This window comes from Variovorax sp. CCNWLW225 (assembly GCF_037204045.1).
GTDB lineage: Bacteria > Pseudomonadota > Gammaproteobacteria > Burkholderiales > Burkholderiaceae_C > Variovorax.
Genome location: NZ_JBBCBV010000016.1, coordinates 42493 through 62501 on the forward strand (window position 1 = coordinate 42493; position 20009 = coordinate 62501).

29 protein-coding genes and 1 pseudogene are annotated in these 20009 nt (G+C 62.1%); 25 read left to right on the forward strand and 5 right to left on the reverse strand.

Translation table 11 applies throughout. The annotated features are described in order from the left end of the window. Window positions 1-23: 23 nt before the first annotated feature. From V9L20_RS21550 to V9L20_RS21560, 3 genes and pseudogenes are all read left to right on the forward strand, one after another. Window positions 24-962: a LysR family transcriptional regulator gene (locus V9L20_RS21550; protein ID WP_337298172.1), complete on the forward strand. Its 939-nt coding sequence runs from the start codon at window positions 24-26 to the stop codon at window positions 960-962. A gap of 952 nt (window positions 963-1914) precedes the next feature. Beyond that, a pseudogene (locus tag V9L20_RS21555) lies at window positions 1915-2067 on the forward strand (SDR family NAD(P)-dependent oxidoreductase); the annotation flags it as partial. Window positions 2068-2327: 260 nt separating this feature from the next. Next, complete coding sequence (locus V9L20_RS21560; RefSeq protein WP_337298173.1) at window positions 2328-3785, forward strand: phospholipase D family protein; 1458 nt, start codon at window positions 2328-2330, stop codon at window positions 3783-3785. An 84-nt stretch (window positions 3786-3869) separates the two neighbouring features. Here V9L20_RS21560 and V9L20_RS21565 read toward each other — a convergent pair whose 3' ends face one another. Genes V9L20_RS21565 through V9L20_RS21575 form a run of 3 tightly spaced genes read right to left on the reverse strand, consistent with a single transcriptional unit; the run spans window position 3870 to window position 5160 of the window. Beyond that, window positions 3870-4220 carry a hypothetical protein gene (locus V9L20_RS21565; RefSeq protein WP_337298174.1) on the reverse strand — a complete coding sequence of 117 codons (351 nt, stop codon included), beginning with the start codon at window positions 4218-4220 and terminating at the stop codon, window positions 3870-3872. 24 nt (window positions 4221-4244) lie between these two features. Continuing rightward, window positions 4245-4658: a hypothetical protein gene (locus tag V9L20_RS21570; protein ID WP_337298175.1), complete on the reverse strand. Its 414-nt coding sequence runs from the start codon at window positions 4656-4658 to the stop codon at window positions 4245-4247. 25 nt (window positions 4659-4683) lie between these two features. Next, window positions 4684-5160, reverse strand: a complete 477-nt coding sequence (locus V9L20_RS21575; RefSeq protein WP_337298176.1) for a hypothetical protein — start codon at window positions 5158-5160, stop codon at window positions 4684-4686. On the opposite strand from V9L20_RS21575, the gene V9L20_RS21580 reads away from it, so the two are divergent. The 6 genes from V9L20_RS21580 to V9L20_RS21605 all read left to right on the forward strand — a co-directional run bounded on the left by V9L20_RS21580 (window position 5159) and on the right by V9L20_RS21605 (window position 9368). Further along, entirely contained in the window at window positions 5159-5359 is a 201-nt protein-coding gene (locus tag V9L20_RS21580; protein WP_015865907.1) for a hypothetical protein, read from the forward strand. The two genes, V9L20_RS21575 and V9L20_RS21580, sit on opposite strands and share 2 nt — an antisense overlap. A gap of 21 nt (window positions 5360-5380) precedes the next feature. Continuing rightward, window positions 5381-5821, forward strand: coding sequence for a helix-turn-helix domain-containing protein (locus tag V9L20_RS21585; protein ID WP_337298177.1), 441 nt, complete (start codon window positions 5381-5383; stop codon window positions 5819-5821). 446 nt (window positions 5822-6267) lie between these two features. Then, window positions 6268-7233, forward strand: coding sequence for a LysR substrate-binding domain-containing protein (locus V9L20_RS21590; protein ID WP_258502865.1), 966 nt, complete (start codon window positions 6268-6270; stop codon window positions 7231-7233). 153 nt (window positions 7234-7386) lie between these two features. Next, the gene (locus tag V9L20_RS21595; RefSeq protein ID WP_274708769.1) at window positions 7387-7962 is read left to right on the forward strand and encodes a Dps family protein; all 576 of its coding nucleotides are present in this window, start codon (window positions 7387-7389) and stop codon (window positions 7960-7962) included. Window positions 7963-8023: 61 nt separating this feature from the next. Then, on the forward strand, window positions 8024-8884 hold the full coding sequence (gene ubiA, locus V9L20_RS21600; protein WP_337298178.1) for a 4-hydroxybenzoate octaprenyltransferase: 861 nt from the start codon (window positions 8024-8026) through the stop codon (window positions 8882-8884). Window positions 8885-8900: 16 nt separating this feature from the next. After that, window positions 8901-9368 (forward strand): MaoC/PaaZ C-terminal domain-containing protein, encoded by a 468-nt coding sequence (locus V9L20_RS21605; protein ID WP_337298179.1) that lies wholly within the window; start codon window positions 8901-8903, stop codon window positions 9366-9368. 6 nt (window positions 9369-9374) lie between these two features. Here V9L20_RS21605 and proC read toward each other — a convergent pair whose 3' ends face one another. Both proC and V9L20_RS21615 read right to left on the reverse strand, forming a co-directional pair. Then, the gene (gene proC / locus V9L20_RS21610) at window positions 9375-10232 is read right to left on the reverse strand and encodes a pyrroline-5-carboxylate reductase (protein ID WP_337298180.1); all 858 of its coding nucleotides are present in this window, start codon (window positions 10230-10232) and stop codon (window positions 9375-9377) included. Continuing rightward, window positions 10229-11407, reverse strand: coding sequence for an esterase-like activity of phytase family protein (locus V9L20_RS21615; protein WP_337298181.1), 1179 nt, complete (start codon window positions 11405-11407; stop codon window positions 10229-10231). Before V9L20_RS21615 ends, proC begins: the two co-directional genes overlap by 4 nt. A 216-nt stretch (window positions 11408-11623) precedes the next feature. Between V9L20_RS21615 and rplN the strand changes: the two genes are divergently transcribed. From rplN to V9L20_RS21695, 16 genes are all read left to right on the forward strand, one after another. Continuing rightward, a complete protein-coding gene (rplN, locus tag V9L20_RS21620; RefSeq protein ID WP_009124801.1) occupies window positions 11624-11992 on the forward strand; it encodes a 50S ribosomal protein L14 in 369 nt (122 codons plus the stop codon). A 13-nt stretch (window positions 11993-12005) separates the two neighbouring features. Further along, window positions 12006-12338, forward strand: coding sequence for a 50S ribosomal protein L24 (gene rplX, locus V9L20_RS21625; protein WP_126748524.1), 333 nt, complete (start codon window positions 12006-12008; stop codon window positions 12336-12338). An 11-nt stretch (window positions 12339-12349) separates the two neighbouring features. Further along, window positions 12350-12889 (forward strand): 50S ribosomal protein L5, encoded by a 540-nt coding sequence (gene rplE, locus V9L20_RS21630; RefSeq protein WP_013544114.1) that lies wholly within the window; start codon window positions 12350-12352, stop codon window positions 12887-12889. An 8-nt stretch (window positions 12890-12897) separates the two neighbouring features. Continuing rightward, window positions 12898-13203, forward strand: coding sequence for a 30S ribosomal protein S14 (gene rpsN, locus V9L20_RS21635; protein WP_258502860.1), 306 nt, complete (start codon window positions 12898-12900; stop codon window positions 13201-13203). A 20-nt stretch (window positions 13204-13223) separates the two neighbouring features. Then, on the forward strand, window positions 13224-13619 hold the full coding sequence (gene rpsH / locus V9L20_RS21640; RefSeq protein ID WP_021012928.1) for a 30S ribosomal protein S8: 396 nt from the start codon (window positions 13224-13226) through the stop codon (window positions 13617-13619). Between the two features lie 24 nt (window positions 13620-13643). Next, entirely contained in the window at window positions 13644-14177 is a 534-nt protein-coding gene (gene rplF / locus V9L20_RS21645; RefSeq protein WP_009124809.1) for a 50S ribosomal protein L6, read from the forward strand. A gap of 14 nt (window positions 14178-14191) precedes the next feature. Continuing rightward, on the forward strand, window positions 14192-14557 hold the full coding sequence (rplR, locus tag V9L20_RS21650; RefSeq protein ID WP_157616839.1) for a 50S ribosomal protein L18: 366 nt from the start codon (window positions 14192-14194) through the stop codon (window positions 14555-14557). A gap of 18 nt (window positions 14558-14575) precedes the next feature. Beyond that, a complete protein-coding gene (gene rpsE, locus V9L20_RS21655) occupies window positions 14576-15094 on the forward strand; it encodes a 30S ribosomal protein S5 (protein ID WP_042577478.1) in 519 nt (172 codons plus the stop codon). 35 nt (window positions 15095-15129) lie between these two features. Beyond that, window positions 15130-15315, forward strand: coding sequence for a 50S ribosomal protein L30 (gene rpmD, locus V9L20_RS21660; RefSeq protein ID WP_009124818.1), 186 nt, complete (start codon window positions 15130-15132; stop codon window positions 15313-15315). 11 nt (window positions 15316-15326) lie between these two features. Further along, on the forward strand, window positions 15327-15758 hold the full coding sequence (rplO, locus tag V9L20_RS21665) for a 50S ribosomal protein L15 (RefSeq protein ID WP_126748522.1): 432 nt from the start codon (window positions 15327-15329) through the stop codon (window positions 15756-15758). Window positions 15759-15784: 26 nt separating this feature from the next. Beyond that, the gene (secY, locus tag V9L20_RS21670; RefSeq protein WP_258502853.1) at window positions 15785-17098 is read left to right on the forward strand and encodes a preprotein translocase subunit SecY; all 1314 of its coding nucleotides are present in this window, start codon (window positions 15785-15787) and stop codon (window positions 17096-17098) included. Between the two features lie 75 nt (window positions 17099-17173). Then, window positions 17174-17287: a 50S ribosomal protein L36 gene (gene rpmJ / locus V9L20_RS21675; RefSeq protein ID WP_013544106.1), complete on the forward strand. Its 114-nt coding sequence runs from the start codon at window positions 17174-17176 to the stop codon at window positions 17285-17287. A 23-nt stretch (window positions 17288-17310) separates the two neighbouring features. Next, on the forward strand, window positions 17311-17676 hold the full coding sequence (gene rpsM, locus V9L20_RS21680; protein ID WP_013544105.1) for a 30S ribosomal protein S13: 366 nt from the start codon (window positions 17311-17313) through the stop codon (window positions 17674-17676). Between the two features lie 12 nt (window positions 17677-17688). Further along, on the forward strand, window positions 17689-18093 hold the full coding sequence (gene rpsK, locus V9L20_RS21685; protein ID WP_009124825.1) for a 30S ribosomal protein S11: 405 nt from the start codon (window positions 17689-17691) through the stop codon (window positions 18091-18093). Between the two features lie 130 nt (window positions 18094-18223). Then, window positions 18224-18847, forward strand: a complete 624-nt coding sequence (rpsD, locus tag V9L20_RS21690; RefSeq protein WP_013544104.1) for a 30S ribosomal protein S4 — start codon at window positions 18224-18226, stop codon at window positions 18845-18847. A 128-nt stretch (window positions 18848-18975) separates the two neighbouring features. Next, complete coding sequence (locus V9L20_RS21695) at window positions 18976-19965, forward strand: DNA-directed RNA polymerase subunit alpha (RefSeq protein ID WP_009124827.1); 990 nt, start codon at window positions 18976-18978, stop codon at window positions 19963-19965. Window positions 19966-20009 lie beyond the last annotated feature (44 nt).

Sequence of the window (20009 nt, forward strand, 5' to 3'; positions counted from 1 at the left end):
TATCAGTGAAATCGAGAAATGAGATGGCTATCATCCAAGCCATGGATGGCAGAAAACGCCTGGATCTGAACCTGCTAGTCACTCTGGAGGCGCTGCTGGCCGAGCAGAACGTCACCCGCGCAGCGTCCCGCCTGCACTTGAGCCAGCCTGCCGTCAGCGCACAGCTGGCGCGGCTGCGTCAGATGTTCGACGACCCCCTGCTGATACCTGTTCAGCGCGGCATGACGCCGACCGCCAAGGCGCTGGATCTACTTGCGCCTTTGCGCCAGGCACTGGATCAGGTGCGGGCCACCGTTGCCACGCACCAGCATTTCGATCCGGCCAGGGCAGCGCTGGTGGTTCATATTGCATGCACCGACTACCTCCAGGCCGCGGCCGTGCAGTCCCTAGCGCTTCGGCTGCGCCGCGATGCGCCTGGCGTGCGCTTGGGTGTACGCAACCTCGACGTGCCGCAGTTAGAGAATCAAATGATGCGGGGGGAGGTCGATCTGGCACTGATGACTGCCCACACCGCGCCATCTGGCTTGCGAAGCCGCCCGCTGTTTCGCGAACGGTACCTGCTGGCCGGCCGCCAGGGACACCCCGTGCTGCGGGAAGGACTGAGCGTCGAGGAATTCGCGCTGCTCGAGCATGTGGTGGTGTCACTGCGCGGAGGCAATTTTGTCACTGCGGTTGACCATGCCTTAGAAGCGATGGGGTACGGCCGGAGAGTGGTGCTGTCGGCAGCATCTTTCCTTACGGTGCCGGACATCTTGAAGGAGTCTGACTTTGTCGCTCTGGTGCCGTCGCGGCTGCTGAAAGGCCGCCGCAGTGCAGGACTGATTTGCATCTCGCCGCCGTTCCCGGTAGAAGGCTTCGACGTGAGCATGGTCTGGCATGAGCGCAGCCACGGCCACCCTGCTCAGCGCTGGGTCCGCGACGCAGTGGTGCAGCTACTAGCGGAAGAGCTGCTGGCGCAATGACCAGATCGCTTTTGTTACTGGCCAGCCTCGCACTTTGTGCGCAACTCTCGACAAACGGCAGCCCGCCATGGAGAGCATGCGCGCATGCAGAAGAACCTTGAAGAGCGCCTGATCGCGGGGCCGTTGTGCCGGTCTTGGTCACGGCAAAAAGCGATTAATGGCCGGAACCGCCGCCGAGTGTGTTGAAAAACTCGCCCGGATCGCAGTAGCTTCCCGGGCCACCCGGGTTGAAGAAAATTGCACCGTGCCGCTGGGACGGCTGGGCAGCGCTCACACGCAGCATGGCCACTGAGGCATCGCCTCGCGCAGTGTTCTCGTAGTCCAACGGGACACGCACATTCGTACAGCGAACTCGGTCGCCTAGCGCCCGCCATCTGGCGCGGGTGACCTCATCGTCGATCCCGAGGATCGCTGATGTCACAAGCCTCCCATTTCATAGTCTGTTCCCGATAGGTCGCGAGCGAGTCCGGAGGTGCTGGTGCTGGCTGGGTGTCGCCATCGCCACCCCCACCAGAGGCGGAAAGCAAGACCGCGAAGACACCGGGCATCACATGCGCGAAATAGCTCGAATCCGACGAAAGGCACAAGAGCCAGAGCATGGCACGGCGCCGACCAGCAGATCGGGGACCACGACGAAGCGGGGAGCGAGTTTCGCCACGAGCTTGGAGCTGAGGCCAGCCCCGAAAACGATGCCCAGGGCGAAGGGAAGAGCGGCGACACCTGCTCGTGCCGGACCGAGTCAAGAATAACGCACGTCTGTTGCCCTCAGACGAATGATGATTTCAAACTGGCCACAGCAAAATCCGACAGTGACGGGCAACGTTGGCCTCGGCAACATCTCTGAGTGCGCTGACGATGGCGTGCGTCACGGTTAAAACCGTCCGTCGGGACGGCGTAATGTGCATGTCTCTTCGTGGGAACACGGAGAACCACACCAGAGCGGGAGGACGCAATGATTGATTTGACGGGGAAACGGGCTTTGGTCACTGGAGGATCGCGAGGTATCAGCGCTGCAATCGCGCTGGCGCTGGCAGATAAGGGCGCCGACGTCGCTATCACCTACCGGCAATCGATTGTGAAGGCTGAATCAGCTGCAAGCGCGATCACCGGCGCCATGTTTGGAGGATCAATCGCCTGAGAGATCTTAGTATGCGACACTCACATGGCTTCCGCTCTAGCGCGCTCATCTCACCAATTCGGCGCGATGTCATTGCTACCTGTCTGGCCATCCTTGGCCATGGTCGAACAGCACGCCTTGCTGGCGTCGTCGTACTAGCGCTTGGACTCGTTGCTTGCGCTACTCTTCCCGAAGAGGATCCTCGCCTTCCGACCACTGCAATTGCAGTTCAAGGGCCTCTCACCCGCTTGGACAACATTGCACGGTCCTCGATCAGTGAAGCACCGCCCGAGGCAAGCGGCTTTCGAATGATGCTCGGCCCAGGCGGCCTCGACGCAAGGCTGGAACTCATGCGTGGCGCACAGCGTTCGCTTGACCTCCAGTACTACCACCTACACGACGACGCAACCGGGCGCTTGGTGCTACGTGAACTGCGCAACGCCGCACTGCGTGGTGTTCGCGTGAGGCTGTTGCTGGACGACCTGTACACCGAGGATCTGGAAACGTTGCTCAACGGACTTGGCGCATTTCCGAACGTTGAAGTTCGCCTCTTCAATCCTTTCCCGACGCGCGGCGCCATCGCAAGCCGTTTTGCGGCTGCACTGCTGGACTTCGCGCGACTCAACCGACGAATGCACAACAAAATGTTCGTCGCTGACGGTGTCCTGGCTATTACGGGAGGGCGAAATATTGGAGACCAGTATTTCATGCGAAGCACGCAATCGAACTTCTTCGATTTTGAGGTACTCGTTGCCGGCCCCGTGGTTCCACAGATGTCCAGCCTTTTTGACGAGTACTGGAACTCGACTCAGGTGAGGACGGCACCATCAGTGTTGAAGCCAGTTGCATCAGTTGAGACTTTGCGGCGTGCCTTCGACCAGCGCGTGAACGGAATTGACACACCTAATCCCTCGCCGTATCGCGGCCTGGACCGAATGGGTCGCTTGCCAGTAGTGGACGAGATAAATGCCGGGTCGGTACGGATGGTATATGGCGCTGCCCAAGCTTTTGCCGACTCGCCTGCAAAGGCCCGGGGCGAGCAGCAAAGCTATCGTTTGCCAAGCGGGGCACTGTTGGACAACAGTCATCAATTGCTGGCGACTGAGTTTCGTGGCGCACAAAGTGAGATCTGGCTCTCCTCCCCTTATTTAGTTCCCGGACCAGAGGCTCTGGAGCACGCGCACATTAGTCGCAGAGACGGTGTCCGGATTAGCCTGCTGACCAACTCATTGGCGGCCACTGACGAGCCCGTCGTGCACACCGGCTACCGTCGTTACCGGGACAATATGCTTCGTGCTGGGATAGAAATATACGAGTTGCATCCACAACTTGGCCAGCGATTGCTGCTTCCCGGTGAGATTGCCAACGCACCCTTGCGTCTGCATTCCAAAGCTGCGGTCATCGATCGCAAGCAGATGTTCATCGGATCGGTAAATTTTGATCCTCGCTCACAAGGGCTAAACACCGAGTTCGGGCTTCTCATACGCAGCCCTAGTCTGGCTGCGGAGGCGCTTAGCCTGATGGAGCTGCTTAAGAAAAATGCCTCATACCAGGTTCGGTTGAAGCAAGGATCGGAGCGCGATTTGGAGTGGTTGTTTGTCGAGAGTAACACTCAAAAGACGATTGATTCCGAGCCCGGCTCGGATGTCTGGACCCGTCTAAAACTTTACATGCAATCGTTGCTGATTCCAGAGTCTTTCCTTTAGAGAGCGTTAACGTTGTTGCCGCAGACAGGGCCAGGGGCCTAACCCCGCCGGGGGACGCGAGCGCGTACTTGTGCATCGGTTCCGTTAGGCGCCGTCGTCGCTCACATCGAACTTCAATCCGCGGGCTTGCAATGCGGCTTGCAGCGATGTGCTTTCCTCAGGAGTAAATCCATCGAAGTAGATCTGCAGCGTCTTCCCGCAGCTCAGAAATAGATCTCTATCCGGAGCAGCCCAAAGCTGGACACCGTGTCCAATCGCCGCTGTAAGAAAACCGAAGGCCTCCTCAGTAGATACGAGGCCAATCTCTTCACCTAGATTGCTCCAGCCCGTGATCTCGGCGCTGACGGGATGCTCGAACTCCCACCCCAACGCTTGCAGGGCATCGAGTAGCTGGACGCAGCTTGCCGGAGAAAGGCGAGCAATCTCTTTCGTCATGACCAAATCGTAGCTGCTGCCACCTCACAGAACACGAACGGCGAAATAGGCTTCGTCGGTATCGCCCAGGTCACGGAAGCCCGCAGTCCTGGCCACATCGAAGGCTTTGATCCAGCGCTTGGACAGTGCGATCTCGCCTTTGGTGAGATCGCTCTCGCCCGACACACTCGCGTTCTGAAACGCGCGAAGCGCCGGCACCACGTCATGGCCCAGTTGCCGGTCAAGCTCGCGCCGGAAGCGTTGCTCCGCCACCTTGGCCGCATCGGCCGCCGGATGCGGATAGTCGGAGAGCCGCACGAGGTAGGCGACGCGAGGTTCCGGTTCCACCTCTTCAAACCGAAACGGTAGGTCGTCATCACTGGCCTCCTGCGGCGCGACGTCGACCGGCGCCGCGGCTACCGGCTGCGGGAAGAAGAGTTCAGCTTGGTCCACGGTCATCTCCTTGAGCAAGTTCGCAAACGCGCTATGCGCTTCCGCCGAGGCTGGAACCGCCGCGGCGCGATGGCCAGCGCTGCAGCGCCTTCGCAATCATTTCGCCGTGGCGCTGCGCCTCCAGGCGGGCGGCCTTCGCATCGGGAGGGGCGGGCGTCGGCACCGGCCGGCAGAACCAGCGCTGCGGGTAGGTGTCCGCCTTGATGTTCTTGAGCGCCTGTCCGCGCGGATTGATCTCGGTCCCTTCGATGAAGAAACCGCCCCGGACTTCAAGCATGTAAGCGCGATTGAGCAGCGGGATCACATAGCTCTCCTGGTCGTCGGCCAGCAGCATGGCGATCATCAGGCTGCGACCAGGGCGCGGGTCATCGATCCTCGGCACGTAGAGCAGCTCTCCGATGCGGCGCGTGTGCTTGACCGCCTCCTTGGTGGAAAGCGCCTGGCCCTCGAACCGGTATCTAAACACTTCGCAGTACACCTGTATGAATATACAGTAGTATGGCGCCATGGAAGACGACATTCCGACCGATCTATGGATCTACTACTGTGCGCAGCAGCTCAAGCGCCATTGGCGGACGGTGGATCCTGAGCAGCTCGAGGAGCTGGCCACCGACCTGGCGTGCGAGGCGCATCTGCGCACGCTGTCGCCCAGGGCCGCCGCGCTCAAATGGCTGGAGCCGGTGATGACGCCAGGGGAGGCCAGATAGCCGGAACGGCACAATGCGCCGATGCCAAACATTGCCTCGATCCTCAAAGCCGAGATCTCCCGCGTCGCTCGCAAAGAAGTGCGCGTCGAGATCGAAACCCTCAAGAAAGCATCTGCTACGCATCGCGCCTCGATTGCCGAATTGCGGCGTCAGGTGAATGCGCTTGAGAAGGAGCTGCATCGTGTCGCGAACGGCGCGGCGCGTTCCAGTGCGGCGTCTGAGTCAGACGCTGAAGCAGCAGGCACGAAGCGCCGATTCAGTGCAACCAGGTTGGCTGCGCATCGAGCCAAGCTCGGGCTGTCCGCGGCGATCTATGGACGGCTGGTGGGCGTTTCCGGGCAGACGATCTACCACTGGGAACAAGGCAAGGCACGCCCGCGGGCAGCGCAGCTCGAAAGCCTTGCGGCAGCAAGGGACCTGGGTGCGCGCGAGGTTGTGGAGCGTTTAACCACGCTGAAGTGAAGAAGGCGGCCCGTTTTCGCGCAGCAATGCGGTCATCGCTGAGCAGACGAGCGACCTCGTTGCTAGCAAAGGTCGTGGGTCGTTCGGAGCTCACGTTGAATGAGGCCGACAAGCTCTATCAATCCGTGGGAGGTGTCCGGGTGCTCTGAACGTCTGTCGCGTATCGGCACCAAGTCAGCGACAGACAAGCGCCCTCCGAACGTTTGCTCACCGATCTCGAACCGCCGCGAGGGCTGACGTTCTGGTCGCCAAAGCTTCTTGTTGTTAGCAGTTGCTGTTGAAGTTGGCCCCAGTCCTCCTCAGATTTTTTTGACACTCTGTTTGGGCGGGGTTTGCTTTAACGCAGAGAATTTTGACTCTCTGTTAGGAAATTTGACACTCTGTAAGGAGCTTCTAACCCCAGACCGCGCCCGGTCACACACCCTTGCGCATAATTGACGCAAGCTATGACTCTCACAGAACTCAAATACATCGTCGCAGTAGCCCGCGAACGGCACTTCGGCAAGGCGGCAGAGGCCTGCTACGTCTCCCAACCGACGCTGTCGGTGGCCATCAAGAAGCTCGAGGACGAGCTCGAGGTCAAGCTCTTCGAGCGCAGCGCGGGCGAAGTGACCGTCACGCCGCTGGGCGAGCAGATCGTGCAGCAGGCGCAAAGCGTGCTCGACCAGGCCGCCAGCATCAAGGAAATTGCCAAGCGCGGAAAAGACCCGCTGGCCGGGCCCCTGAACCTGGGCGTGATCTACACCATCGGCCCATACCTGCTGCCCGATCTGGTGCGCCAGGTGATTTCGCGCACGCCGCAGATGCCGCTGGTGCTGCAAGAGAATTTCACCGCCAAGCTCCTCGAAATGCTGCGCGCGGGCGAGATCGACTGCGCGATCATGGCCGAGCCTTTTCCCGATACAGGCCTGGCCATGGCGCCGCTCTACGACGAGCCGTTCATGGCGGCGCTGCCCGTGAAGCACAAGTTCGCGGACCGGGAATCGGTGACCTCCGACGAGCTGCAGAACGAAACCATGCTGCTGCTGGGCACCGGCCATTGCTTTCGGGATCATGTGCTGGAGGTGTGCCCCGAGTTCGCCCGCTTTTCGAGCAATGCGGAGGGCATCCGGAAAAGCTTCGAGGGCTCGTCGCTCGAAACCATCAAGCACATGGTGGCGTCGGGCATGGGCGTGACGCTGGTGCCGCGCCTCTCGGTGCCCGCCGAGGCGCTCAAGCCCAAGGTCAAGGGCCGCAGGGAGCCCGAGCAGATGGTGCGCTACCTGCCGGTGCGCGACGCGCAGGACCGCGACCCGCCCACGCGGCGCGTGGTCTTGGCATGGCGCCGCACGTTCACGCGCTACGAGGCCATCGCCGCATTGCGCAATGCCATTTATGCGTGCGAGCTGCCGGGCGTCAAGCGCCTGTCATAAGGCTGCCGCAAGAGAGAGCAAACTCGCGAACTTGGCCTACGTGGAGGCCATTCGAATTCATTCATCGCTGGGATAGAGTGACGCTGTTGCGAAGCCGCGGGCCGGCTTTCAGAATAACGGTGTCCCTAAAACTTGAAGAAAGAGTTTCACGCCATGGCAAAAGATTCGAAGAAAGCGTCGTCGTCCTCTTCATCGGGCAAGGTGCCCAAGAAGGGTGATGCCCTGGTGGCCCAGGAGTCGGGCAGCCGCAATGCGCCGATCATCAACATCGGCATCGAGCGCCAGGACCGTGCCGCCATTGCCGAGGGCCTGAGCCGCGTGCTGGCCGACACCTACACGCTCTACCTCACCACGCACAACTTTCACTGGAACGTGACGGGGCCGCACTTCAACTCGCTGCACGCCATGTTCATGACGCAGTACACCGAGCTCTGGGGCGCGACCGACATCATTGCCGAGCGCATTCGCGCGCTCGGCCACTATGCGCCGGGCTCCTATGCGGAGTTCAGCAAGATCGCCACCGTGCCCGATGTGCCGCAGACCCCGCCCAAGGCAATGGAGATGGTGCGCATCCTGGTGAAGGGCCACGAAACCGTGTCGCGCATCGCGCGCGAGTTCATCCCGGTGGCGGAGGAGGCCGGCGACGACCCGACGGCCGACATGCTGACCGCGCGCTGCACGGTGCACGACCAGACCGCGTGGATGCTGCGTTCGCTGCTCGAAGACTGAGCGGGCACGCAAACCCGAACCCCGAGAGCGGCACAATGGCCGCTCTTTTTTTGCCTGCCGCATGCTCGCCCGCCGTTTTGCGCTTTATCTCGACCTGATTCGCTGGAACCGTCCCGCCGGTTGGCTGCTGCTGCTCTGGCCCACGCTCGGTGCCCTCTGGTTTGCGGCCGAGGGATGGCCGGGCTGGCACCTGCTGGCCGTGTTCGTGCTGGGCACCATCTTGATGCGCAGCGCGGGCTGCTGCGTCAACGACGTGGCCGATCGCGACTTCGACCGCCATGTGAAACGAACCGCGCAGCGGCCGGTCACCAGCGGGGCGGTCTCGGTCAGGGAGGCGCTGGCGCTGGGTGCGGTGCTGGCGCTGCTGGCCTTTGCGCTGGTGCTCACGACCAACCGCGTCACGGTGCTGTGGTCGTTCGCGGCGCTGGCCATCACGCTGGTCTATCCGTTTGCCAAGCGCTTCGTCTCGGTTCCCCAGGCGGTGCTCGGCATTGCCTTCAGCTTCGGTATTCCGATGGCGTTTGCGGCGGTGCAATCCACCGTGCCGGTGTTCGCCGCCTGGCTGCTCGCCGGCAACCTGTTCTGGGTGCTGGCCTACGACACCGAATACGCCATGGTCGACCGCGACGACGACCTCGAGATCGGCATGAAGACCTCGGCCATCACTTTTGGACGCTTCGACGTGGCCGCGGTCATGGCGAGCTACGGCCTGTTCCTGGTGGTCTGGGCCTGGGCCGGTGCCAGCCGGGGGTTGGGCGGGGTGTTTTTTGCAGCCATTGCCATTGCCGCGGCGCAGGCGGGCTGGCACTGGCGGCTGATTCGCGACCGCACGCGCGACGGCTGCTTCAAGGCCTTCCGGCTGAACCACTGGCTCGGCTTCACGGTGTTCGCCGGCATCGCGGCCGGCTATGCCATCCACTAGACAGACAGGACGCACCATGCTCGAACGCCTGACGCAGAAGGTCGGCCAGGAAGGCCTGTCCGGATGGCACCTCATCACGCAGGAGATGGTCGACCGGTACGCGGCACTGTCGGGGGACGGCGAGGGCGAATGGATCCATCTCGACCCGGAGCGCGCCGCACGCGAGGCGAACTACGGCGGAACGATCGTGCCGGGCTTCTTCCAGGTGTCGCACCTGATCCGGCTGACCGGCGAGGCCATGCGGACGCTGCTGCCCTTCGATGCGAACCACGCGTTGAACTATGGATTCGACCGGTTGCGCTTCGTTCGGCCAATGCCGGTGGGTGCGCGCTTCCGGGCGCGCGTGCGCATTCTCGAAGTGACGCCCAAGCCTGGCGAAAGCTTTCTGCTGAAGGAGGAGGTGCTGCTCGCGCTCGAGGACGGTACCGTCACGCTCGCGGCCGAGTGGCTGGTCTTCCTCGGACCGCGCGCATTGCCGGCCTGACCAGGTTCAGGCGCGGCCGAATTCGTCGCCCAGTTCGGCGGCGCGCTGCTGGGCCGCGCGAATGGCGGTCTTGAACTTCGCCTTGACGTCGGCGCCCTCGAGCGATGTGAGGGCCGCATAGGTGGTTCCACCCTTCGACGTCACGCGCTCGCGCAGCACCGAGGGCGGCTCGGTTGCGCTGTGCGCGAGCGCCGAGGCGCCGGTGAAGGTGCCGACCGCCAGCCGCAGGGCCTGGTCGGACGAAAGGCCCATTTCGACGCCGGCCTCGGCCATCGCCTCGATGAAATAGAACACATAGGCCGGGCCCGAGCCGGACATGGCCGTGACCGCGTCCAGCGCGGCCTCGTCGTCGACCCAGAGCAGCTCGCCGGTGGGCGCCAGCAATTGCGCGACCAGTGCGCGGTCGGCAGCGTCCACGCCGGGCCGCGCGTAGAGACCGGTCATGCCCTGGCCGACCAGCGCCGGCGTATTGGGCATGGCGCGCACCACGCGCTCGCTGCCGAGCCAGCGCGCGATGCTGCCCGACGGAATGCCCGCCGCGACGCTCAGGTGCAGTGCGTCTTCAGCAAAGGCGCGCACCGGGCGGGCGGCTTCCGCAAAGGTCTGCGGCTTGACCGCCCACACCACCACGGCGCAGCGCGAGAGGGCCTCGCTCGCCTCGGCCTGCGCGGTGATGCCGAAGGACTGCGCCAGCTTCTGGCGGGCTTCTTCGAAGGGTTCGACCACCTCGAAAGCGTCGGCGGGCGTGCCCTGCTTGATGAGCCCGCCGATGATGGCGCTGGCCATGTTGCCGCCGCCGATGAAGGCGACGGGAGGAAGCGGGGCCGGCGCGGTGCGGGGCAGGAAAGTGACTGCGATGGTCATGGTCGGTCGGTGTATTCGAATGCCGCGAACTGGGTTGTCTGCAGCGGGTTGAAATTGTCGTCGCTCACCACGACCAGCATGCGCTTGCCGTCCGGCAATGCCGGGCCCCAACAAAGGCCTTCGGTGTTGTCCAGGCGCGAAAGGCCGAGCGAGGCGAAGTCGGCGACCAGCGTTTTTGGCGCCGGCCGGTGGTTGCCTGTGGCGAGCACGTCGGTATTCAGCACATCGGTCGCGTCGCGGGTTTCGATCTCATAGAGGCGCAGCGAGTTTCCGGCGCCAGTGGCGTAGGCGCGCTCGAGCACCAGCATCCGCTTGTTGTCGAGCATCAGGATCTCGCTGATGCCGTTGTCCGCATGGCCGCCGGGGAGGAGCGGCCGCAGCGGAATCGGGTCGGGAACATAGGCGATCTGCCGAACGGCCCGACCGGTTTCCAGGTCGACCTGGGTCAGCCGGCAAGGGCCCCCGGCCGCTTGGGTGGTGGGAACCGGGCCGTCCTGGATCAGGGCGTTCTCCATCGCGAGCCAGGCATGGCGGCCGTCCGGCGTCACTGCGAGGCCTTCAAAACCCAGGTTGTCGCGCGGACCGCGTTGCCGGGCCGGATCGGGGCTGAACATGGCGGGCAGCGCGAATTCACGCAGCAGCCGGCCATCGCGCGCCGATTCATAAAAGCTCGGGCCGAACCCGCGCAACACGTCCCCTTCGCTCACCCAGAGGAGGGTGCCGGCCCCTGGCCGCAGGCGCAGCGATTCGGGGTCTGCCACAGGGGTGCCCGGCTCGGCGCGGCGCCGGTCGGGCCAAGGGCCGCCGCCGGGTCGTTGCAGCTGAACCACATCTCGCGGGGCGGGCGCCTCGGTCCAGGGTGCGGGCCAGGAGGCGATATAGAAACGTGCCGGACTCAAGTCAGATCGATCATCGCTGAGTAGCAAGTACTCGCTTCTTTCTACGTTGTAGTCCACGCCGGAAAGGCCGCCCGCCGTCGTGCCCTGTATATTCAGCCGGTGCGGCCAGTGGGCCTCCGCGATGCGACGCAGTCGTCCCGCCCCTGGCAGCGGCACCGCCGGACTCCCGCAGCCCCACAGTCCCGAGCCTGCCAAAGCGGCGGCGCCGCCGGCCAGCAGCAGCCGGCGACGCGCGGGTGAAGGGGCTTCCTGGAGGGCTGGAATAACGGTGCGCACGCCGCCAAGTCTAGTTCCAGCGCATTTCCGGGCCAGAAGGCAGTTGACAGCCTTTTGCCTGCGTGCCACAATCGCTGGCTTCGCTTCAAAAAAGGCGAAGCTTTCAGCCCAAAGCGGAAGTGCCTCGAGTGGTTCGAGGTGCAGACGACGGGCCCAAGACTGACCGCAGCGTCTCCCTCCTGGAGGCGCATCGGTACAAGTTGGGAACTACTAGCAATGATCCAAACTGAATCCCGGCTCGAAGTGGCCGACAACACAGGCGCGAAGTCCGTCCTGTGTATCAAGGTGCTCGGTGGCTCCAAGCGGCGTTATGCCAGCGTGGGCGACGTCATCAAGGTCAGCATCAAGGAAGCCGCTCCGCGTGGTCGCGTCAAGAAGGGCGAGATCTACAGCGCAGTGGTGGTCCGCACCGCCAAGGGCATCCGTCGCGCCGACGGCTCCCTCGTCAAATTCGATGGCAACGCAGCTGTGTTGCTCAACGCCAAGCTGGAGCCGATCGGCACCCGCATCTTCGGACCGGTGACGCGCGAGCTGCGCACCGAAAAGTTCATGAAGATCGTGTCGCTGGCCCCCGAAGTTCTGTAAGGACAACAACGCCATGAACAAGATTCGCAAAGGCGACCAGGTCATCGTGTTGGCCGGGCGCGACAAAGGCAAGCGCGGCGTCGTGTCGCTGCGCAAGGACGATTCGCACCTCGTCGTCGAGGGCGTGAACATCGTCAAGAAGCACGCCAAGCCGAACCCCCTCAAGGGTACGACCGGCGGCATCGTCGAGAAGACCATGCCCATCCACCAATCCAACGTGGCGATCTTCAATGCCGCGACCGGCAAGGCCGATCGCGTGGGCATCAAGATCACCCAGGGTGCTGACGGCAAGCGCGTGGCTGTTCGCGTCTTCAAGTCCAGCGGCGACGAAATCAAGTTCGCCTAAGAGGTACTCACATGGCACGTCTCCAACAACACTATCGCGAAAAGATCGCGAAAGACCTGACGGAAAAGTTCGGCTACAAGTCGCCGATGCAGGTCCCCCGCCTCACCAAGATCACCCTGAACATGGGTGTGGGCGAAGCTGTCGCCGACAAGAAGGTTCTCGACAACGCTGTCGCCGACCTCACCAAGATCGCCGGCCAGAAGCCCGTGGTCACCAAGTCGAAGAAGGCTATCGCCGGTTTCAAGATCCGCGAAAACCAGCCCATCGGCTGCATGGTCACGCTGCGTGGCGTGCAGATGTATGAGTTCCTGGACCGTTTCGTGACCATCGCGCTGCCGCGTGTTCGCGACTTCCGCGGTATCTCCGGCCGTGCGTTCGACGGCCGTGGCAACTACAACATCGGCGTCAAGGAACAGATCATTTTCCCCGAGATCGAATACGACAAGGTCGATGCCCTGCGCGGTCTCAATATCAGCATCACGACGACGGCCAAGACCGACGAAGAAGCCAAGGCGCTTCTCGCTGGTTTCCGTTTCCCGTTCAAGAACTGAGGTGATCTGTGGCTAAAGCATCTTTGATCCAGCGCGAACTCAAGCGCGACAAGCTGGTCGCCAAGTACGCTGCGAAGCACGCGGAACTGAAGGCAATTTCCAACGACGTGAAGAAGAGCGACGAAGAGCGCGCTGCTGCCCGCCTGGGCCTGCAAAAGCTCCCGCGCAACGCGAACCCCACGCGTCAGCGCAACCGCTGCGAAATCACCGGTCGCCCCCGTGGCACCTTCCGTCAATTCGGTCTGGCTCGCGCCAAGATCCGCGAACTGGCTTTCAATGGCGACATCCCCGGTGTCACCAAGGCCAGCTGGTAAGCCAGGCAGGAGCAAACAACATGAGCATGAGTGATCCCATTGCCGACCTGCTGACGCGTATCCGTAACGCGCAGATGGTGGCGAAGCCCACTGTGTCGGTCCCGTCTTCCAAGGTGAAGATCGCGATCTCGCAGGTCCTGAAGGACGAGGGCTATATCGACGGTTTCCAGGTCAAGACCGAAGACGGCAAGTCCGAACTCGTCATTACCCTGAAGTACTACGCTGGCCGTCCGGTCATCGAGCGCATCGAGCGCGTGAGCCGTCCCGGCCTGCGTGTCTACAAGGCCAGTGCTTCCATTCCGCAAGTCCAGAACGGCCTCGGTGTTGCGATCGTCACGACCCCCAAGGGCGTGATGACCGACCGCAAGGCGCGCGCTACCGGTGTCGGTGGCGAAGTGCTGTGCTACGTCGCCTAACCGAGACATCGAGGAGTAACTGAAATGTCCCGAGTAGGAAAAATGCCGATCACCATCCCCGCAGGCGTGGATGTGTCGATCAAGGAAGACCAGATCAGCGTCAAGGGTACGGGCGGCACGCTCAACCTCGCACGCAACGCGCTGGTCAAGATCGTCAGCAATGACGGCAAGCTGAACTTCGAACCCGCCAACGAATCGCGTGAAGCGAACGCAATGAGCGGCACGATCCGTCAGCTGGTGAACAACATGGTGGTTGGCGTGACCAAGGGCTTCGAGAAGAAGCTCAACCTGGTCGGCGTCGGCTACAAGGCCGCAGCGTCCAACAACAAGTTGAACCTGCAAGTCGGTTATTCGCACCCGGTCAACATCGACATGCCGCAAGGCATCACGGTGGCCACCGCGACCCCGACCGAAATCGTGATCAAGGGTGCTGACCGTCAGCGCGTTGGTCAAATCGCCGCTGAGATCCGCGCTGTTCGTCCGCCTGAGCCTTACAAGGGCAAGGGCATCCGTTATTCGGACGAGAAGATCGTGATCAAAGAGACCAAGAAGAAGTAAGGGGCAGCAAAATGATGTTGACCAAAAAAGCACAGCGTCTTCGCCGCTCGCGCCAGACCCGCATCCGCATCGCGACGCAGGGCGTGGCTCGCCTGACGGTGAACCGCACCAACCTGCACATCTATGCCACCGTCATCTCCGACGACGGCACCAAGGTGATCGCCACCGCATCGACGGCCGAAGCCGAAGTGCGCGCTGCACTCGGCGGCTCGGGCAAGGGTGGCAATGCCGCCGCTGCAACGGCCATCGGCAAGCGCATCGCTGAAAAGGCGAAGGCTGCCGGCGTCGAGAAGGTCGCTTTCGACCGCGCAGGTTTCGCATACCACGGCCGCGTCAAGGCGCTCGCCGAGGCGGCCCGCGAAGCCGGTCTGCAGTTCTAACCGGACACGAGATTCAAAATGGCAAAGATTCAAGCAAGAACGCAGAACGAAGGCCCTGAAGACGGTTTGCGCGAGAAGATGATCGCGATCAACCGCGTCACCAAGGTGGTGAAGGGTGGTCGTATCCTCGGTTTCGCAGCACTCACCGTCGTGGGCGACGGCGAAGGCCGCGTCGGCATGGGCAAGGGCAAGTCGAAGGAAGTGCCTGCCGCCGTGCAAAAGGCGATGGAAGAAGCCCGTCGCAACCTGGCCAAGATCTCGATCAAGAACGGCACGCTGCATCACCGCGTGACGGGTCATCACGGCGCCGCTTCGGTCGTCATGATCCCCGCCCCGAAGGGTACCGGCATCATCGCCGGCGGCCCGATGCGCGCCGTGTTCGAAGTCATGGGCATCACCGACATCGTGGCCAAGAGCCATGGTTCGTCGAACCCCTACAACATGGTTCGCGCCACGCTCGACGGGTTGAAGAACTCGACGACCGCGTCCGAAGTGGCTGCCAAGCGCGGCCTGACCGTCGAAGAAATCTTCGCCTGAGCGCAAGCTCTCGCAAGGCTGAAGGAAGCATTCAAATGACGACGCAACAACAAACCCTCAAGGTGCAATTGGTCAAGAGCCCGATTGGCACCAAGGAATCGCATCGCGCGACCGTGCGTGGCCTCGGCCTGCGCAAGCTCAACAGCGTGAGCGAGCTGCAAGACACCCCCGCGGTGCGCGGCATGATCAACAAGATCAGTTATCTGGTCAAAGTTCTATAAGAGAGACTGATATGGAACTCAATGGCATCAAGCCGGCAGCCGGCGCCAAGCACGCCAAGCGCCGTGTTGGCCGCGGTATCGGCTCCGGTATCGGCAAGACCGCAGGTCGCGGTCACAAGGGTCAGAAGTCGCGCGCAGGCGGTTTCCACAAGGTCGGCTTCGAAGGCGGTCAAATGCCGCTGCAGCGTCGCCTGCCGAAGCGTGGCTTCAAGTCGCACCTGCTGAAGTTCAACGCCGAAGTCACGCTGACTGCCCTCGAGCAGCTCGGCCTGGCCGAAGTCGACATCCTGGCGCTCAAGCAAGCCGGCCTCGTGGGCCAGCTCGCCAAGGTCGTCAAGGTCGTCAAGACCGGTGAACTCACCAAGGCCGTCAAGCTGACGGGCGTGGGCGCAACCGCTGGTGCCAAGGCTGCAATCGAAGCAGCCGGCGGCAGCATCGCCTGATCACACTGGACTGAAAGAAGTTCTTCGTGGCAACTAACGCGGCAACGATCGCAAAAACAGGCAAGTTCGGCGACCTCCGCCGCCGGCTCGTCTTTTTGCTGCTCGCGCTCGTGGTCTATCGGATCGGCGCGCACATTCCTGTGCCGGGCATCAACCCGGACCAGCTGGCTGCGTTGTTCCAGGGCCAGCAGGGCGGCATTCTGAGCCTGTTCAACATGTTCTCGGGCGGGGCGCTGTCGCGCTTCACCGTGTTCGCGTTGGGGATCATGCCGTACATCTCGGCGTCGATCATCATGCAGTTGATGACCTACGTGGTTCCTACCTTCGAGCAATTGAAGAAGGAAGGCGAGGCTGGCCGTCGCAAGATCACGCAGTACACGCGCTACGGTGCACTCGGCCTGGCCTTGTTCCAGTCGTTCAGCATCGCGGTGGCTCTCGAGTCGTCGGCCGGTCTGGTGAACTCCCCCGGTTTCGGCTTCCGCCTGACCGCGATGGTGAGCCTGACGGCGGGTTCGATGTTCCTGATGTGGCTCGGCGAGCAGATCACCGAGCGCGGCCTGGGCAACGGCATCTCGATCCTGATCTTTGCAGGTATCGCGGCCGGTCTGCCGAGCGCCATTGGCGGCCTTGCGTCGCTGGTGACGACCGGTGCGATGAATCCGATCATCGCGCTCTTCATCATCGCGATCGTGGTGCTGGTCACCTACTTCGTGGTGTTCGTCGAACGCGGCCAGCGCAAGATCCTCGTGAACTATGCGCGGCGTCAGGTCGGCAACAAGGTCTATGGCGGCCAGTCGTCGCACCTGCCCTTGAAGCTGAACATGGCCGGTGTGATTCCGCCGATCTTCGCCTCGTCGATCATCCTGCTGCCCGCAACGGTGGTCGGCTGGTTCAGCACCGGTGAAGGCGGTTTCCGCTGGATCAAGGACATTGCCAGCGCACTGCGCCCGGGCGAGCCGATCTACGTGCTGCTGTACGCTGCCGCGATCGTTTTCTTCTGCTTCTTCTACACGGCACTCGTGTTCAACAGCAAGGAAACGGCCGACAACCTGAAGAAGAGTGGTGCTTTCATTCCTGGCATTCGCCCGGGTGACCAGACCGCTCGCTATATCGACAAGATTCTGGTTCGCCTGACGTTGGCCGGCGCGGTGTACATCACCTTCGTCTGCCTGCTGCCCGAGTTCCTGATCCTGAAGTACAACGTACCGTTTTACTTCGGTGGTACCTCCCTGCTGATCATCGTGGTCGTCACGATGGACTTCATGGCCCAGGTGCAAAACTACATGATGTCCCAGCAGTACGAATCGCTGCTGAAGAAGGCCAACTTCAAGACATCGTAGGGCCGTGAGTTTCAGTATTGAGAATATTGGGTGTGGGCGGTGTACCGCCACGTTAAACAGTTTTAGGAGAATGAAATGAGAGTTTCGGCTTCGGTCAAAACCATCTGCCGTAATTGCAAGGTCATCCGCCGTAAAGGTGTGGTGCGTGTGATTTGCACCGACCCGCGCCACAAGCAGCGCCAGGGTTGATTGAAGAGTATTAGAGGACGCACATGGCACGTATTGCTGGCATCAACATTCCGCCGCACAAGCACGCTGAAATCGGCCTGACCGCCATCTTCGGCATCGGTCGCACGCGCGCCCGTCAAATCTGCGAAGCGAGCGGCATCGAATATTCGAAGAAGATCAAGGACCTGACTGACGCCGATCTCGAAAAGATCCGCGACCAGATCGCCTTGTTCACCATCGAAGGCGATCTGCGTCGCGAGACGACGATGAACATCAAGCGTTTGATGGACATCGGCTGCTATCGCGGCTTCCGTCACCGTCGCGGCCTGCCGATGCGCGGCCAGCGCACGCGCACCAATGCCCGCACCCGCAAGGGTCCGCGCAAGGCTGCGCAGTCCCTGAAGAAATAAGGATAGACCAGCATGGCTAAAGCACCTGCAAACAACGCCGCACAGCGCGTTCGCAAGAAGGTTCGCAAGAACGTTGCGGACGGTATCGCCCACGTGCATGCCTCGTTCAACAACACCATCATCACGATCACCGATCGCCAGGGCAACGCCCTGTCGTGGGCTTCGTCGGGTGGCCAGGGCTTCAAGGGCTCGCGCAAGTCGACGCCGTTCGCTGCGCAGGTGGCTTCCGAAGTGGCCGGCCGTGCTGCTGTCGAACAAGGTATCAAGAACCTCGACGTCGAGATCAAGGGCCCCGGCCCCGGTCGCGAATCGTCGGTGCGCGCACTGGCTGCGCTCGGCATCCGGATCAATTCCATTGCCGACGTGACGCCCGTTCCGCACAACGGCTGCCGTCCCCAGAAGCGTCGCCGCATCTGATCGTCAGTCCGCAAGGCGCAGCCGGCTCTTGAGCGGCTGCGCATTTGTTTTTTAACTAAGCCCACCGCCATCCGCATTTTCGCCGATGGCTCCCGCAGGCAACTGCGGCAGATGACACAAAGGAAACCACGTGGCACGCTACCTCGGCCCCAAGGCCAAACTTTCCCGCCGCGAAGGCACCGACCTGTTCCTGAAGAGCGCCCGCCGCTCGATTCAAGACAAGGCCAAGTTCGACTCCAAGCCCGGCCAGCACGGCCGCACTTCGGGTCAGCGCACCTCGGACTACGGTCTGCAACTGCGTGAAAAGCAGAAGGTCAAGCGCATGTACGGCGTGCTCGAGAAGCAGTTCCGCCGCTACTTCGAAGAAGCCGATCGTCGCCGTGGCAACACCGGCGCCAACCTGCTGTTCATTCTCGAATCGCGCCTGGACAACGTGGTCTACCGCATGGGCTTCGGCTCGACGCGCGCCGAAGCGCGCCAGCTCGTGTCGCACAAGGCGATCACGGTGAACGGCCAGTCGGTCAACATCCCGTCGTACCTGGTGAAGACCGGCGACGTGATCGCCGTGCGCGACAAGTCGAAGAAGCAGACCCGCATTGCCGAAGCGCTCCAGCTCGCCCAACAAGTCGGTATTCCGGCCTGGGTCGAAGTGAATGCCGACAAGGCCGAAGGTACCTTCAAGAAGGTGCCCGATCGCGACGAATTCGCAGCCGACATCAACGAATCGTTGATCGTCGAACTGTACTCGCGCTAAACAGACGATAACGGGCCGCCCTTCGCGGCCCGAATTTGATTTTTTTGTTCCCATCGGGAGGCACTTCCGATGGGTGCTTCACCAGCCTTACCGGTGTAACGAGCCGGGGGTATTGAGAGGAAGTCTGCATGCAAACCACCCTGCTGAAACCCAAGACCATTCAGGTCGAGCAACTTGCCGCCAACAAGGCCAAGGTCACGCTCGAGCCTTTCGAGCGCGGCTACGGCCACACGCTCGGCAACGCGCTGCGTCGCGTTCTGCTGTCGTCGATGGTCGGTTATTCGGCCACTGAAGTCACGATCGCCGGCGTTCTGCATGAGTACTCGTCGATCGACGGCGTGCAGGAAGATGTCGTCAACATCCTGCTGAATCTCAAGGGCGTGGTGTTCAAGCTCCACAACCGCGACGAAGTCACGTTGAGCCTGCGCAAGGACGGCGAAGGCCCGGTCCTGGCGTCTGACATCCAGACCCCGCACGACGTCGAGATCATCAACCCCGACCACGTGATCGCGCACCTGTCGCAAGGCGGCAAGCTCGACATGCAGATCAAGGTTGAAAAGGGTCGCGGCTACGTGCCCGGCACGATGCGCCGCTACGCCGACGAACCGACCAAGTCGATTGGCCGCATCGTTCTGGACGCCTCGTTCTCGCCCGTGAAGCGCGTGAGCTACACGGTCGAAAGCGCTCGTGTCGAACAGCGTACCGACCTGGACAAGCTGCTGGTCGAGATCGAAACCAACGGTGCGATCACCGCTGAAGACGCCGTGCGCGCCTCGGCTAAAATCCTGGTCGAGCAACTGGCCGTGTTTGCACAGCTCGAAGGCGGCGAACTGGCTGCATTCGATGCGCCGGCACCGCGCAGCGCTCAGCAATTCGATCCGATCCTGCTGCGCCCTGTCGACGAGCTCGAACTCACCGTGCGTTCGGCCAACTGCCTGAAGGCCGAAAACATCTACTACATCGGTGACCTGATCCAGCGTACCGAGAACGAGCTGCTCAAGACCCCGAACCTGGGTCGCAAGTCGCTCAACGAAATCAAGGAAGTCCTCGCTTCGCGCGGCCTGACCTTGGGTATGAAGCTTGAAAGCTGGCCGCCGGCCGGTCTCGACAAGCGTTGATTTTTGAATTGAGCCCATGAGGGCTCGTGCCCGGGCAGTACCTG

What these genes read in the sequence shown, in the direction of transcription:
- V9L20_RS21550 (WP_337298172.1), top strand. Translation starts at nt 24, where the DNA reads ATGGCTATCATCCAAGCCATGGATGGCAGAAAACGCCTGGATCTGAAC.
- V9L20_RS21565 (WP_337298174.1), bottom strand. Translation starts at nt 4,220, where the DNA reads ATGACGAAAGAGATTGCTCGCCTTTCTCCGGCAAGCTGCGTCCAGCTA.
- V9L20_RS21570 (WP_337298175.1), bottom strand. Translation starts at nt 4,658, where the DNA reads ATGACCGTGGACCAAGCTGAACTCTTCTTCCCGCAGCCGGTAGCCGCG.
- V9L20_RS21580 (WP_015865907.1), top strand. Translation starts at nt 5,159, where the DNA reads ATGGAAGACGACATTCCGACCGATCTATGGATCTACTACTGTGCGCAG.
- V9L20_RS21575 (WP_337298176.1), bottom strand. Translation starts at nt 5,160, where the DNA reads ATGGCGCCATACTACTGTATATTCATACAGGTGTACTGCGAAGTGTTT.
- V9L20_RS21585 (WP_337298177.1), top strand. Translation starts at nt 5,381, where the DNA reads ATGCCAAACATTGCCTCGATCCTCAAAGCCGAGATCTCCCGCGTCGCT.
- V9L20_RS21590 (WP_258502865.1), top strand. Translation starts at nt 6,268, where the DNA reads ATGACTCTCACAGAACTCAAATACATCGTCGCAGTAGCCCGCGAACGG.
- V9L20_RS21595 (WP_274708769.1), top strand. Translation starts at nt 7,387, where the DNA reads ATGGCAAAAGATTCGAAGAAAGCGTCGTCGTCCTCTTCATCGGGCAAG.
- ubiA (WP_337298178.1), top strand. Translation starts at nt 8,024, where the DNA reads ATGCTCGCCCGCCGTTTTGCGCTTTATCTCGACCTGATTCGCTGGAAC.
- V9L20_RS21605 (WP_337298179.1), top strand. Translation starts at nt 8,901, where the DNA reads ATGCTCGAACGCCTGACGCAGAAGGTCGGCCAGGAAGGCCTGTCCGGA.
- proC (WP_337298180.1), bottom strand. Translation starts at nt 10,232, where the DNA reads ATGACCATCGCAGTCACTTTCCTGCCCCGCACCGCGCCGGCCCCGCTT.
- rplN (WP_009124801.1), top strand. Translation starts at nt 11,624, where the DNA reads ATGATCCAAACTGAATCCCGGCTCGAAGTGGCCGACAACACAGGCGCG.
- rplX (WP_126748524.1), top strand. Translation starts at nt 12,006, where the DNA reads ATGAACAAGATTCGCAAAGGCGACCAGGTCATCGTGTTGGCCGGGCGC.
- rplE (WP_013544114.1), top strand. Translation starts at nt 12,350, where the DNA reads ATGGCACGTCTCCAACAACACTATCGCGAAAAGATCGCGAAAGACCTG.
- rpsH (WP_021012928.1), top strand. Translation starts at nt 13,224, where the DNA reads ATGAGCATGAGTGATCCCATTGCCGACCTGCTGACGCGTATCCGTAAC.
- rplF (WP_009124809.1), top strand. Translation starts at nt 13,644, where the DNA reads ATGTCCCGAGTAGGAAAAATGCCGATCACCATCCCCGCAGGCGTGGAT.
- rplR (WP_157616839.1), top strand. Translation starts at nt 14,192, where the DNA reads ATGTTGACCAAAAAAGCACAGCGTCTTCGCCGCTCGCGCCAGACCCGC.
- rpsE (WP_042577478.1), top strand. Translation starts at nt 14,576, where the DNA reads ATGGCAAAGATTCAAGCAAGAACGCAGAACGAAGGCCCTGAAGACGGT.
- rpmD (WP_009124818.1), top strand. Translation starts at nt 15,130, where the DNA reads ATGACGACGCAACAACAAACCCTCAAGGTGCAATTGGTCAAGAGCCCG.
- rplO (WP_126748522.1), top strand. Translation starts at nt 15,327, where the DNA reads ATGGAACTCAATGGCATCAAGCCGGCAGCCGGCGCCAAGCACGCCAAG.
- rpmJ (WP_013544106.1), top strand. Translation starts at nt 17,174, where the DNA reads ATGAGAGTTTCGGCTTCGGTCAAAACCATCTGCCGTAATTGCAAGGTC.
- rpsM (WP_013544105.1), top strand. Translation starts at nt 17,311, where the DNA reads ATGGCACGTATTGCTGGCATCAACATTCCGCCGCACAAGCACGCTGAA.
- rpsK (WP_009124825.1), top strand. Translation starts at nt 17,689, where the DNA reads ATGGCTAAAGCACCTGCAAACAACGCCGCACAGCGCGTTCGCAAGAAG.
- V9L20_RS21695 (WP_009124827.1), top strand. Translation starts at nt 18,976, where the DNA reads ATGCAAACCACCCTGCTGAAACCCAAGACCATTCAGGTCGAGCAACTT.